This is a genomic window from Paralimibaculum aggregatum (assembly GCF_030270585.1).
In the GTDB taxonomy this organism is placed as follows: domain Bacteria; phylum Pseudomonadota; class Alphaproteobacteria; order Rhodobacterales; family Rhodobacteraceae; genus Thermohalobaculum; species Thermohalobaculum aggregatum.
On record NZ_BSYI01000012.1, the window covers coordinates 44,505 to 57,743 of the forward strand.

At 70.4% G+C, this 13,239-nt stretch carries 9 protein-coding genes; 4 read left to right on the top strand and 5 right to left on the bottom strand.

All coding sequences use genetic code 11. From position 1 onward, the window contains the following. Positions 1-13 precede the first annotated feature (13 nt). Genes QSJ97_RS09195 through QSJ97_RS09215 form a run of 5 tightly spaced genes read right to left on the bottom strand, consistent with a single transcriptional unit; the run spans position 14 to position 4,212 of the window. On the bottom strand, positions 14-535 hold the full coding sequence (locus QSJ97_RS09195; RefSeq protein WP_434220903.1) for a nuclear transport factor 2 family protein: 522 nt from the start codon (positions 533-535) through the stop codon (positions 14-16). Between the two features lie 25 nt (positions 536-560). After that, positions 561-1,031 carry a cyanase gene (cynS, locus tag QSJ97_RS09200; RefSeq protein WP_285671441.1) on the bottom strand — a complete coding sequence of 157 codons (471 nt, stop codon included), beginning with the start codon at positions 1,029-1,031 and terminating at the stop codon, positions 561-563. Positions 1,032-1,045: 14 nt separating this feature from the next. After that, positions 1,046-1,969 (bottom strand): ABC transporter ATP-binding protein, encoded by a 924-nt coding sequence (locus tag QSJ97_RS09205; RefSeq protein ID WP_285671442.1) that lies wholly within the window; start codon positions 1,967-1,969, stop codon positions 1,046-1,048. Positions 1,970-1,976: 7 nt separating this feature from the next. Further along, the gene (ntrB, locus tag QSJ97_RS09210; RefSeq protein WP_285671443.1) at positions 1,977-2,819 is read right to left on the bottom strand and encodes a nitrate ABC transporter permease; all 843 of its coding nucleotides are present in this window, start codon (positions 2,817-2,819) and stop codon (positions 1,977-1,979) included. Between the two features lie 4 nt (positions 2,820-2,823). After that, a complete protein-coding gene (locus QSJ97_RS09215) occupies positions 2,824-4,212 on the bottom strand; it encodes a CmpA/NrtA family ABC transporter substrate-binding protein (protein WP_285671444.1) in 1,389 nt (462 codons plus the stop codon). Between the two features lie 184 nt (positions 4,213-4,396). Between QSJ97_RS09215 and QSJ97_RS09220 the strand changes: the two genes are divergently transcribed. The 4 genes from QSJ97_RS09220 to QSJ97_RS09235 all read left to right on the top strand — a co-directional run bounded on the left by QSJ97_RS09220 (position 4,397) and on the right by QSJ97_RS09235 (position 13,108). Then, entirely contained in the window at positions 4,397-6,292 is a 1,896-nt protein-coding gene (locus QSJ97_RS09220) for a sigma-54 interaction domain-containing protein (RefSeq protein ID WP_285671445.1), read from the top strand. A 208-nt stretch (positions 6,293-6,500) separates the two neighbouring features. Beyond that, the gene (locus QSJ97_RS09225; RefSeq protein WP_285671446.1) at positions 6,501-7,766 is read left to right on the top strand and encodes a hypothetical protein; all 1,266 of its coding nucleotides are present in this window, start codon (positions 6,501-6,503) and stop codon (positions 7,764-7,766) included. Positions 7,767-7,784: 18 nt separating this feature from the next. Continuing rightward, entirely contained in the window at positions 7,785-12,641 is a 4,857-nt protein-coding gene (locus QSJ97_RS09230) for a DUF4781 domain-containing protein (RefSeq protein WP_285671447.1), read from the top strand. Then, complete coding sequence (locus QSJ97_RS09235; RefSeq protein WP_285671448.1) at positions 12,638-13,108, top strand: hypothetical protein; 471 nt, start codon at positions 12,638-12,640, stop codon at positions 13,106-13,108. The genes QSJ97_RS09230 and QSJ97_RS09235 overlap by 4 nt, the downstream gene beginning before the upstream one ends. The last annotated feature ends 131 nt before the right edge of the window (positions 13,109-13,239 follow it).

The window sequence follows — 13,239 nt, forward strand, 5'->3', positions numbered from 1 at the left end:
CTGCCCGCGGCGCCTAGAACGGGGTTTCCGGCAGCCCCGGAACATGCGCCGGCCGCGGCCCCGGGGCATCCCAGAAGAAGCGGCGGTCGGCCTCGGCGATCGCGGTGTCGTTGATCGAGGCCTCGCGCCGCTTCATCAGGCCGTGCCCGTCGAACTCCCAGTTCTCGTTGCCGTAGGAGCGCCACCATTGCCCCGCCGCGTCGCGCCATTCATAGCGGAAGCGCACGGCGATGCAGGCGCCGTGGAAGGCGTGCAGGCCCTTGATCAGGCGATAGTCCCTCTCGGTTTCCCATTTCCGGGTGAGGAAGGCGACGATCGCGGCGCGCCCGCTGAAGAACTCGGCGCGGTTCCGCCAGCTGCTGTCCTCGGTATAGGCCAGCGCCACGCGCGCCGGGTCGCGGAGGTTCCAGGCATCCTCGGCCATGCGGACCTTCTGCGCGGCGCTCTCGGCGTCGAAGGGGGGAAACGGGGGGCGGGACAGGGGACTTCCTCCTCGGCTGACGGCAGGGGGCGCCGCGGCGGGCGCCCCCCGGATCGCGCTGCGGCGCCGGGCGCGCCCGTCACCAGCTGTTGTAGGCGAGGTACTTGCCCGACATGGTGAGCTTCACCCGGTCGCCCTTGGGGTGCTCGACGCGCTCGATCGCCATGTCGAAATCGATCGCCGACATGATGCCGTCGCCGAACTTCTCGTGGATCAGCGCCTTGATGGTCGGGCCGTAGACGCCGACGATCTCGTAGAGACGGTAGACGCAGGGGTCGGTCGGGATCGCCTGCGCGAACACCTTGTTGGGCGCCTCGTTCAGCACCAGCACCGCCTCCTGCGGCAGGCCGAGCGCCGCGACCAGCAGCTCCGCCTTGTCCTTCGGCATCGAGTTCATGCCCATGCAGGCCGAATGCGTCCAGACCGGCGACATGCCGATCCGCTCGGCGATCTCCTCCCAGGTGAGCCCGGCGCTGCGCTTGGCGGACAGCACCATGGCGGCGACATCGTCCTTGTCCATCGCCGCGTCGACGAATTTCGATTCCTTCATCGGGAAGCCTCCTCTCACTGGTTGACGGCGCGAAGCGCCGGCTGGGACGGGTCGGCGCCTTCGCCGCCCGGGCTGTCGTCACCGGGGTCGGCGAAGCGCACCGTCTCGGGCTGGCCCGAGGCGGTGGCATGCTCGCGGCCGGCCAGCTCCTTCGAGCGCCGGGCCAGGAAGTGCACGAGGTGGTTGCGCGCCTTGTAGTAGTTTGGGTGCTCGACGATCTGGTCGCGCGAGCGCGGCCGCGGAATGCCGACCTCGACCGATTCCGCCACCCGCGCATAGGGGCCGTTGGTCATCAGCAGCACCCGGTCGGCGAGATAGAGCGCCTCGTCGACATCGTGGGTGATCATGAACACCGTGAGGCCGGAGCCCCGCCAGATCCGCAGCAGCTCGTCCTGGATCGACCCGCGGGTGAGCGCGTCCAGCGCGCCGAAGGGCTCGTCGAGCAGCAGCAGCTTGGGCTCGATGGCGAAGGCGCGGGCGATCGAGACGCGCTGGCGCATGCCGCCGGAGAGCTGGCTCGGCTTGCGCCGCTCGGCGCCGCCGGTCAGGCCGACGAGCTCGAGGAACCGGTAGGAATGCGCCTTCACCTTGTCCTTCGGCCAGTCAGGATGGCGGGCCTGCACCGCGAAGGTGACGTTCCTCAGCGCCGAGAGCCAGGGCAGCAGGCTGTAGTTCTGGAACACCACGCCGCGCTCGAGGCTCGGCCCCTTCACCTCCTGCCCGTCCATCACCACGACGCCCTCGGTGGGCTCGGCCAGCCCGGCCAGCACGTTCATGATGGTCGACTTGCCGCAGCCGGAATGGCCGATGATGCAGACGAACTCGCCCTTCTCGATGCCGAAGGAGACATTCTCGAACACGGTCAGCGGCTCGCCGCCCCGGTCGGGGCTCGGGAAGCGCTGGGCGAGCTGCTCGATCTTCAGGAATGGTACCGTCATGACGTCCTCACTCGCTGTATTGCACCTGGCGCTGGACGAGGCCGAAGACGGCGTCCAGCACCATGCCGACGAGCCCGATCATGATGATCGAGAAGATCACGGAGGTGAGGTCGAGATTGTTCCACTCGTTCCACACGTAGTATCCGATGCCGGTGCCGCCGACGAGCATCTCGGCGGCGACGATCACCAGCCAGGCGATGCCGATGGAGATCCGCATGCCGGTCAGGATCGTCGGCGCCGCCGCCGGCAGGATCACCGTGAAGGCGGTCTTGAAGGTGCCGAGCTCGTGGGTGCGCGCGACGTTGACCCAGTCCTGCCGCACCCCGGCGACGCCGAAGGCGGTGTTGATCAGCATCGGCCAGATCGAGCAGATGAAGATCACGAAGATCGCCGAGGCCTGGCTGTCCTGGATCACGAACAGCGCCAGCGGCATCCAGGCCAGCGGCGAGATCGGCTTCATGATCTGGATGAATGGATCGAGCGCGCGGTACATCAGCGGCGACATGCCGATCAGGAAGCCGAGCGGGATCGCGATCGCGGCGGCGAGGAAATACCCCGCCAGCACCCGGTAGAGCGAATGCCCGATCTGGATCCCGATGCCCTTGTCGTTGGGCCCGGCATCGTAGAACGGGTCGGAGAGCTGCTCCCAGGCCTTGACGAAGACCTCCGAGGGCGGGGGAACCCCCGCCTTCGGAGCGCCGCCGCCGGTCAGCAGCTCGTATTCCGTCAGCTCGGCGGAGGCGCCGCCGGACGAGATCGAGAGCTCCCAGACCCCGAGCGTGACCAGCAGGATCGCGATCGAGACGATGACCGAGCGGATCCCGAGCGAGAGTCCGTTGAAGGTCTGCATCGGATCAGCTCCGCCTGATCGCGAAGGAGTCGACGTATTCCTGCGGCTTCGACGGGTCGAAGGTCTTGCCCATGATGGTGTAGCTCTCATAGGTCTCGCCCGGCGGCTCGTAGCCGAGATCCTTCATGATCTTGGCGCAGTCGCCGGCGACATAGACCTGCTCGGCGATCGCCTTGTAGTCGATCTCCTCGGTCACGTAGCCCCAGCGCTTCATCTGGGTCAGGATCCAGACCCCCATCGAGTGCCAGGGGAACGGGTCGAAATCGATCCGGTCGGGCACGTCCCGCACATTGCCCAGCCCGTCGGCGAAGCGGCCGGTCAGCACCTGCTGCACCACCGGCACCGGCTGGTTCAGGTAGTTGGTCGGCGAGATCGCCTCGGCGATCTCGACGCGGTTCTCGGCCGCCGAGGCGTATTGCGTCGCGTCGACGATCGACTTCAGCAGCGCGCCATAGGTGTTCGGCATCTCGGTGGCGAGGCTCGCCGGGCAGGCGAAGGCGCAGCAGGGATGGCCCTCCCAGATGTCCTTGGTGAGGATGTGGATGAAGCCGATCTGCTCCCAGACCGCGCGCTGGTTGAACGGGTCGGGCGAGAGATAGCCGTCGAGGTTCCCGGCGCGCAGGTTGGCGACCATCTCCGGCGGCGGCACCACGCGGATCTGGATGTCGGTGTCGGGGTCGAGCCCGGCCTCCGCCACGTAGTAGCGCAGCAGGAAGTTGTGCATCGAGTATTCGAAGGGCACGCCGAACTTGAAGCCCTTCCACATCTTCGGGTCGTTCTTGTCCTTGTGGTCGTTGTGCAGGACGATGGCCTGGCCGTTGATGTTCTCGACGGCGGGCATCAGGTAGGGCTCGGCGGTGGAGCCGGCGCCGATGGTCATCGCCAGCGGCATCGGGGTCAGCATGTGGCTGGCGTCGTATTCGCCGTTCAGCGACTTGTCGCGCGCCACCGCCCAGCCGGCGGTCTTGATGACCTGGGCGTTCAGCCCGTGCTTCTCGTAGAAGCCGAGCGGCTGGGCCATGATGATCGGGGTCGCGCAGGTGATCGGGACGAAGCCGATCTGCAGGTCGGCCTTCTCCGGGGTGCCGAGCTCGTCGAGGATCGCCGCCTTGGCCTTGTCCATCGGCAGCACCGCGTTGATCAGGCCGGCCAGCGTCGCGCCGCCCAGCATCTTGCCGAAGGAGCGGCGCGAGAACTCGTTGTGCCCGAACACCGAGCGCACGACCGCGCTCTCGACGGCGCGTTCCAGCATCGCCTCGCTGTCGGCCGGCAGCGCGTCGGCGGGGGCGGTGTCGTGATGGTGGCCGTTCTTGCAGCTCCCGCAGCCGCAGCCGGCGCCGTGGACCAGGTCGGAATCGCCGTCGAAGGGGTTGCCGAGACTCTTCACGCTCATGCTCTTCTCCATGCCCTGTCGTGTTCCGTACCGCGGTGATGCGGCATCGCAGCATGTTGAGCAGGAACCGTGCCAGCCCGCGCCGGATCGCGCACGCCTCGCACAAGATACTGGAAAGACGACGGAATAAATTTCCGCGGGCAATCGCTGGACATCGCCGGGCAATTGCGCAATCTCGTAAATCATGAGATCGCACAATCCGATCACGCAGTTGCACAATCCGGCGGACGAGGCCGCATGGTTCGCGCATCTGGTCGATGCGGTGGCGCCCGCCTGTGTCGTGGTCGATCCCGGATCCGACCGGATCCTCGCCGCGAACGCCGCCGCGGCGCGGCTCTACGGGGCGGCGCCGCTGGCCGGGCGCAGCTTCCTCTCGCTGCACCCGGCCTCGGTGCCGGATCTTCTCGTCTTTGCCGAGGAGGTCGCCTATCGCGGCGCGGCCTGGACCCGCCGGCTCGAGGCCCGCCGCCCGGACGGCAAGGTGCTCTCGCTCGAATACGAGGCGGCGGCGAGCGATGCCGGCGCGGGCCGGCGGCTGGTCTTCGTCGCCGCCGATCTCGGCGAGCGGGCGCGCCGCGACCGGCGCGAGGAGGCCGGCGGCATCGTGCATGCCGGCCTGCTCGAATGGCGCCGCCTCGAGCGCCTCGCCCGCCAGGCGGCGCGGCTCAACGACCTGATCCTGACCTCGGCCGGCGACGGGATCTATGGCGTCGACCGCGACGGGCTCACCACCTTCGTGAACCCCGCTGCCGAGGCGATGCTCGGCTGGAGCGCGGCGGACCTGATCGGCCGCAGCATGCACGAGATGATCCACCACCACCACGCCGACGGCTCGGTCTACCCGGCCGGCGACTGCCCGATCTACAACGCCTTCCGCCATGCCAAGGTGAACCGGGTCGACGACGAGTATTTCTGGCGCAAGGACGGGCGCCCGCTGCGGGTGGAATACACCTCGACCCCGATCGTCGAGGACGAGACGGTGCAGGGCGCGGTGATCGTCTTCCGCGACATCACCACCCGCAAGGAGAACGAGCGCCGGCTGATCGAGGCCACCGAGGAGGTCGCCCGCCTCAAGCGGCGCCTCGAGATGGAGAACGCCTATCTGCAGGAGGAGATCCGCGAGAGCCGCAACCACAACGAGATCATCGGCATCTCGGCCGCGATCGCCGAGACCGTCCGCCAGATCGAGCTGGTCGCGCCGACCGACGCCAATGTCGTGATCATCGGCGAGAGCGGCACCGGCAAGGAGCTGGTCGCGCAGGCGATCCACCAGGACAGCACGCGCGCCGACCGGCCGCTGATCCGGGTCAACTGCGCCGCCGTGCCGCGGGACCTCTTCGAGAGCGAGTTCTTCGGCCATGTGAAGGGCGCCTTCACCGGCGCGCTGCGCGACCGCATCGGCCGTTTCGAGCTCGCCGACGGCGGCACGCTGTTCCTCGACGAGGTGGGGGAGATCCCGGTCGAGCTGCAGAGCAAGCTGCTGCGGGTGCTCCAGGAGGGCAGCTTCGAGCGCGTCGGCGCCGCCGAGACCCGCCAGATCGACGTGCGCGTCATCGCCGCGACCAATCGCGACCTGTCGAGCGAGGTGGCCGCCGGGCGGTTCCGCGAGGATCTCTATTTCCGCCTCAACGTGTTCCCGATCCGGCTGGTGCCGCTGCGCGAGCGGCCCGAGGACATCGCGCCGCTGGCCGAGCATTTCCTGAAGCTCTCGGCGCGGCGGCTCAACGTGCCGATACCGACGCTCTCGAACGCCAATGTCGACCAGCTGCGCGCCTATTCCTGGCCGGGCAACGCGCGCGAGCTGCAGAACGTCGTCGAGCGCGCGGTGATCCTCGCGCAGGGCGGGCGGCTCGGCTTCGATGTCAGCAATGCGCCGGGCCCGGCCGCGGCGCAGAAGGCGCCGGCCCCCGCCGCGATCGAGACCGAGGCGGCGCGCCGTGCGGCCGAGATCGAGAACATGAGGGCGGCGCTCGAGGCCTGCGGCGGGAAGGTGTCGGGCCCGGACGGCGCGGCGGCGCTGCTCGGCCTGAAGCCGAGCACCCTCTATTCGCGCCTGAGACGCCTTGGCCTGAAGGGCTGAGGCGCCGGCGCGGCCGGGGTCGCGGCCGGGGTGCGGCCGCCCGGCCGGCCCGGCCGGCGCCGAGAAATCGGGCCGCCGCCTGTTGACGGGAATGTGCGATTCGCAAACAATCTGAAGGGGAGCGACGACCTGTGGGCCGACCTGTCTCCGTTGCGGCACCGGCCGCCCGGCGATGCTGGCGGATGGCCCCTGATGATCGGAGCCGCCGTTGAAAAGCGCATCCCAGATCACGCTCTCGAAGGCCTGGTGGAAGAAGGAAGCGCCGGACGGGCTGAAGAAGTCCGCACCGGCATTCGAGAAGGCGCTCGAGGCCTTCGCCAGGGCCGATGCGGCGCTGGGCAAGGGCAGGCCGGACGCGGAGATCGACGCCTTCGAGGGCGCGCTCTCCGGGCTGGCGGGCGCCGGCAGGCAGGTCGCCGCCGAGGCCAAGGATCTCGAGAAGAAGGCGGCGGACAGGAAGGCCGGGGCCGAGCTGGCGAACACCGTTGCGGTGATGGGCAAGCCGCTGGCCCGCGAGATCGACGCGCAGCGCCGCAAGCTCGAGCCGCTCGAGGACGCGGTGGCGGCCGGCGATTTCGGCACCCCCGAGGCGCACAAGGCGTTCCTCGCGAAATGGGCGCCGAAGATCAAGCGCGGCACGGTGAGCTTCGCGATCGGGCTGCCCTCCAACAAGCCGGAGGAGATGCGGTTCAACTTCCACATGTCGAAGGACCCGCGCGGCCTCGCCAATCCCCTGAAAAAACATGCCGGCGCCAAGAAGTTCACCTTCGGCCGGGCCGGCACGCTGAAGCTGGCGGCGGAGGTCGGCGAGGAGGATGTCGGCGCGCGCACGCTCTGCCTGCATCTCGAGGGACGGCGGATCCCCGGGCTCGCCAAGCGCATCCGGCTGATGCTCAAGAAGCTCGGGTTCAGCCAGTTCGGCCGGGTGAAGGTTCTGGAGGGCGGGACCGAGCTCGATGCCGCCGACGAGGACACCCCGGACGACATCGCCCTCGACGCGGTGGATCTCGATGCCCCGGACGACGGGCCGGATGCCGCCGCGGCCGGCGATCCGGCCCCGGTGCAGGGCGCGCCTGGGCCGCCGCCGCCCGGCCCGGCGCCGCCGCCGGAGCCGAAGCAGCAGGCGCCGAAGCAGCCGGCGCCGGGCGAGGACCCGGCCGAGGAGCTGCCCCCCGGCCCGCCGCGCGAGCGGCTGGTGGCGATCCAGCCCCGCTATGCCGCCGCCTATGCGCGCCTCAAGGCGATCATGCCCGAGCTGCGCCCGGAGGAGGCGACGATGCTGAAGGCCACGCTGGTCCGATACGGCCAGACGGTCCGCTCGCGCGAGCCCGCCGACGCGCTGAAGATCATCAGGGCGCTCGAGGGCTTCGCGGCCGGGAACACCGCCGATCTGGGCGATCTCGCCATGCCCGGCGGCCCGGCGCCCGGGCTGATCCGGGTCCGGATCAAGGCGAGCCCGGTCCCCCGGTTCTAGGCGGCAAGGAGCGCGACGATGCCGGAAGTCTCGATACGGATCGCCCGCGCCCAGGCCGCGACCACCGAGATGGCGGTCCGGATCGCCGTCGAGCGCTATTTCCAGCGGTCGAGCGACTGGGCCAGCGACTACATCTCGCGCAAGCGCGGCGAGGGGGCGCTGGTGATCGACGGCGAAAACCGGCCGCTGCCGCCGGATGCCCCGGAATACGTCATCACGCTGGATGTCGATGCGACCGAGATCGACCAGATCCGCAAGGCGCTGGTGCAGGGGGTGCAGGGCCTGACGCCGGCGGTGCGCAGGTTCGTGTTCGGCAGCGCCGATCCCGAGCAGGTCCCGGCCGATCATCTCGACGACTATGCCTGGGCGATCGACCTCGCCCAGTCGATGTTCGAGGAGGACCGCAAGGCGTTCCTGCAGGCGCATGGCCGGGTCTCCGATCCGGTGCAGCTGGCGCGCCTGCTGGAGGCGTTCCTGCGCGACCCGGAGGACGAGGCGGCGGCCGGCCCAGAGCCCGCGGAGCTGTTCGAGGGCGTCGAGCCCGACCGCGTCGACGCGATCTTCGACTGGCTCGGCGAGAACGGGGATGCGAGGGACCAGTTCGGCCAGAGCACGGCGGGCAACGCGCTGGTGATCGCGCTGAAGGGCGGCGGCACGCTCGGCCCGCTGACGCCGGAGGAGCGGCGGGCGCTGGCAAGATCGGCCGCCGATCACTGGATCGGGCTGGCGGATGTCGCCGATGCGCTGCCGGAGGACGAGCGCCACGAGGCCGAGGCGCGGCTTCTCGAGCAGGCGCGCGCCGCCGCCTTCTTCGCCGGGCAGCTCGGCGGCGAGCATGCCGATCTGGCCGCGATCCTCGCCGAGGCCTACCGGCGCGACCCGGCGGAGCGGGGCTATGACCTGCCGCCGGGCTCGACCGCGGAGCGCCTGCACCACCGCATGCAGCGGCTCGCCGACGAGCTCGAGGGCAAGACCGCGCCGCCGCCCGCCGCGCCCGGAGAGGCGCCGGAGCCGGAGCCTGAGCCCGAGCCGCTCGGCCCGGCGCTGGCGAAGGCGCGGCAGTATCTGAACGGGATCGTGGTGCCGGACCTGCTGCTGGCGGAGGAGAAGGCCGCCTACGAGACCCGGCGGGCCGCGCTCAACGCCGCGCTCGACGGCGTGACCGACCACGCGGCGCTCGACACCGCGCTCGGCCGGATCGACGCCTTCGCCGCCGATATCGGCGCGGCGCGGCGCGATGCCGAGGATGCGGCCGACCCGCACGAGGATATCGGCCCGGAACCGGCGGAGCCGCCGACGCTCGAGGACCGGATCGCCCTGCTGACGACGCGGCTCTCCGCCATCGTGATCCACGACAGGGCCGACGACGAGGCCAAGATCGCGCTCGGCGACGAGAAGATGCAGATCATCGCCCTGCTCGCCACCGCGCAGGACGATGGCGACCTCTACGTGATCGAGCGCCGGATCAGGAAGCTGGCCAATGCGGCGCTCTGGGCGGTGCCGCTCAAGGAGCGCCTCGCCATCGACGATGCCACCGCCGCCAGGCTCGATGGCTGGATCGCCGGGAAATCCGGCGAGGGCGACGAGCGGCTGACCGGCGCGGCGCTGGCCGAGGCGCTGAAGGGCGGGTCCGGCCTCGGCGAGCTCGGCGAGAACGAGAAGCGCTATCTGGCGACGCGGGCCTGCAGCTCCTGGGTGCCCGACCCCGAGATCCCGCCGGAGGACACCGCGTTCCACGCGGAGCGCCTGGCCGATATCCGCGCCCTGACCGAGGCGGCACGGGGCGACGGCGCGATGGCGAAGATCGTCGCCGATGCGATGCTGGAGCAGAACCCCGGCCGCTGGGAGTTCCTGCAGGGCGAGAAGCTCGGCCATGTCGCCCGGGTGCGCGACATCCTCTCGAAGATGGATTTCGCCGCCGCCGAGCTCGACCCGGCCGGCTATGCCGGGCGCTATCCCGGTGCCGAGGAGGGCCTGGCGCTGGCCCGCCGGGCGACCGGATCGGAGCCCTATCCGCCGCCCTCCGACGGGGTCGGGGCGGTGGCGGAGGCGGTCGGCAACGACGAGGCGCTGCTCAAGCAGCGCGGCCCCGGGCCGATGTCGGAGGAGGCCCGCAACGGCCTTCTCGAGGCGGCCGCCGCGGGCGCGATGGACCCGGCGGCAACGAACGCCTTCGTCACCGCGATGTATGGCGCGACCAGCCCGGACGAGGCCGAGGACCCGGCCTATCGCAAGGCGCTGGCGGCGGCGACGGCGAAGCTGCTCAACGCCGCCAGCGGCGCCGCCGACGGCGATGCGCGGATGACGAAGCGCCGGCTGGAGACGGCGATGGGCACCGAGAGCGGCCGCGAGGTGATGTTCAACCCGAAGGTCAGCCCGGCGCTGCGCAACTGGGCGCTCGGCCAGATCGCGCCGGGCCCGGGCCTGCCCGGCGCGAAGCCGCTCAACCCCTACACGCTCGAGGACGGCTGGGAGAGCAAGGCGATCTCCCAGGCCTTCGCGAGGAAGCAGATCGAGGAGGCGATGAAGACCGCGCCGGCGCCGGTGAAGGTGCGCCTCGTCGATGCCAGCGGCTCCGGCCGGCGCGGGCCGAACCTGCCCTCCGGCGCGGCGCTCAACGCGATCGGCCAGGCGCTCGGCATGACGCCGGACCGGACGCCGAAGAACGAGACCCCGGAGGAGCGGGCGCGGCGCCTCGAGGCGGGGATCGACTATCCCTATTTCGACCACACCAAGCAGCCCTTCGCCAATCTCAAGGAGAAGTGGAAGGAGGAGAACCCGCTCGGCGGCGTGCAGGATCTCACCGTGCAGCCGATCCCGGTGACGGTGACCAGCAACGCGTTCGGCGCGGCGGTGTTCAAGGTGCTGCGGATGAACAGCGGCACCTTCACCTATTTCGTCGATGCGGGGGGCCGCACCTACAAGAACGTGGCGGACTGGACGGCGAACAACAAGCTGCCGGCCGGCCAGATGACCTATCCCGCGGAGCTCGAGCTCGGCGGCCGGCTGATCACCGCGACGACGCCGGCCGGCACCCCCGGCAGCAAGGTCACCGAGATCATGGACGATGTGGCCGTGGCCGCCGGCATCGCCGCCGGGGTCGCGGCGATCGCCGGCACCGGCGGGGTCGCGACCCCCGCGGTGGCCGCCGCGGTCGCCGGCTACACCACCGCGCGCGCCGCCGAGAAGGCGGCCGACCGCAGCGAGCATGGCTTCGACATCACCGACATGAGCGACCCGGAGAACCGCGCGCTGATGTACGACCTCGCCTCCGGCCCGCTCTCCATCGCCGGCATCGGCGGCAGCATGCGCGCGGCGAGCCTCGCCGCGAAGGGCATGCAGATGGGCCGCGGCGCCTCCACCGTGATCGCCGGGCTGCAGGTCGCCGGCAACGTGCTCGGCGGCGTGCAGAACGCCGACCAGATCCTGCAGCTGCGCAAGACCTGGCACAGGCTCACCCCGGAGCAGAAGAACCAGGCGATGATGCAGCTCGGCATGCAGGCCGCGATGGGCGCCGCCGGCATGACCGCGAAGAAGGTGAAGGGCGAGTTCGTGCTCGACGACTACAGCTTCACCCGCACCCGCAACATCCTCGAGCATGGCAGCCCCTACAACCTGCGCAAGGCGCTGCCAAAGGACGGCATTCCCGAGGGCGGCGTGGCGGTGCGCCACGACCCGCCGGACAATCCGAAGACTTTCGAGATCGTCTACAACGCGGCGAGCCCGCCGAGCCGCTTCATGCTCGAGCTGCACGGCCGGGCGGCGGCCAACATGGAGATGTCGGTCGGGCTCGAGGGGCGGTTCCGCGCCTTCCTGAAGGGGACGAAATACGGCGATCCCGAGCATGCGCCCGACCCGAAGACCGCGCCGGTGGCCTGGGAGGCGGCACAGGAATGCCGCAAGATCCGGGACGAATCCTTCCAGATCGCGAGGCGCCTCGCCGATCCCGACCTGCCCGAGCCCGAGCAGGCGCAGATCCGCAAGCGGCTGGCCGAGCTCGCCTATGCGCTGCGCATGGAGCAGGAACGGCTGAGGCAGTTCGACCAGCTGATGCCGAAGGGCTATGTCGCGTCGCCCGGCGATGCCGCCGACATCGCCAAGCAGAAGGGCTATCCGCCGCTGCCCCAGCCCTATGGCAGCGGCAAGCCGGAGTACAAGTGGTCGATCACCGCCAGGGGCCTGCAGCCGGTGCCGATCCATCCCGACGTGCCGGGGCTGAGGATCGACCCCAAGACCAGGAAGTTCACCTATCTGCTCAACCGCGGCTGGCGCGACGAGGGCGCCCCCCGCGGCGAGCGCCAGGAGCGCAACTGGTACGCCAACAATCCCGAGCCGGACACGCGCTACGAATACGAGGACGGCTCGGTCTACGAGACCGACGGCCAGGGCCGGACCAAGCGCGTGCAGATGAGCTTCCCGACGCCGCCGGCGCAGAAGGCGGTGAAATGGGACCGCGACAGCGCCATCACCGAGGAGGTGGGCCATGTCGGCGTCGAGGGCGATCCGACCGAGAACTTCGACGGCGGGCACCTGATCCCGCGCGAGCTCGGCGGCGCGCCGGGCAAGCTCAACATCGTGCCGATGCAGCGCGAGCTGAACCAGAACGGCGCATGGCGGGGGCTCGAGAAGCAGTGGTATGCCGAGCACCATGCCGGCAACAGGGTGGAGATCGACATCCAGGTCGTCTACCACGGCTCGGGCAACGAGGCCCGCCGGCAGACGCCGAAGCGCTTCAAGGTCCGGACCACGATCGCCCGGCGCAAGAAGGGGCCGGACGGCAGGTTCCTGCGCGACCAGAACGGCGAGTTCGTCTACGGCAAGCCCGAGGTCACGGAGATCTTCCTCTACAACACCGGAGACGGGAAGCAGGCATGAGCGACGAGACCGCCATCCCCGACGATCGCGAGCTGCTGCGCGAGATCGGCCAGATCCTCGTCGATCTCGCGCCGCCGGAGGCCGAGGCGATGGTCTTCCGCGGCCGGATCTATCCCGGCTTCGCCCAGGGCATGCCGGGCTGGGTGGATGCGGCGGGCAACGAGACCTCGTTCGGCGAGATGGACGCGGAGCTGCCGAGCGACTCGGTCCTCGCAATCCTCGAGCGCGCCGAGGCGCTGAAGCGCACGCCGCCCTTCGCCAACGCGCCCTTCACCCATTTCGAGTACCGGATCGACCGCAACAACGAGGTCGGCCTCGACCTCGCGCATATCCCCGAGGCGCAGACCTGGAACAACCTCTACATGCGCCGCATCGGCGAGCTCTCCCGCGAGGAGGCCGAGGACCTGTCGATCCCCGAGGCGGACTGGCGCCGCGCCGTCGAGGCGCTCGCCGCGGGCGGCGACTAGGCCGGCACGCGCGGCGCCCCGCCGCCACCGACACCTGCCCGCCCGGACGTCAGGCGCTCCCGGCCGCCGAGCGGCGGCCCATCCGGTCCCGGCAAGGGGGACTTCCGGTTCCGCGCCGTGGCAGCCCATCC

Bases quoted from the DNA above. Each gene is read 5' to 3' on its own strand.
- QSJ97_RS09235 (WP_285671448.1), top strand. From the start codon at position 12,638: ATGAGCGACGAGACCGCCATCCCCGACGATCGCGAGCTGCTGCGCGAG.
- QSJ97_RS09205 (WP_285671442.1), bottom strand. From the start codon at position 1,969: ATGACGGTACCATTCCTGAAGATCGAGCAGCTCGCCCAGCGCTTCCCG.
- QSJ97_RS09230 (WP_285671447.1), top strand. From the start codon at position 7,785: ATGCCGGAAGTCTCGATACGGATCGCCCGCGCCCAGGCCGCGACCACC.
- ntrB (WP_285671443.1), bottom strand. From the start codon at position 2,819: ATGCAGACCTTCAACGGACTCTCGCTCGGGATCCGCTCGGTCATCGTC.
- cynS (WP_285671441.1), bottom strand. From the start codon at position 1,031: ATGAAGGAATCGAAATTCGTCGACGCGGCGATGGACAAGGACGATGTC.
- QSJ97_RS09220 (WP_285671445.1), top strand. From the start codon at position 4,397: ATGAGATCGCACAATCCGATCACGCAGTTGCACAATCCGGCGGACGAG.
- QSJ97_RS09215 (WP_285671444.1), bottom strand. From the start codon at position 4,212: ATGAGCGTGAAGAGTCTCGGCAACCCCTTCGACGGCGATTCCGACCTG.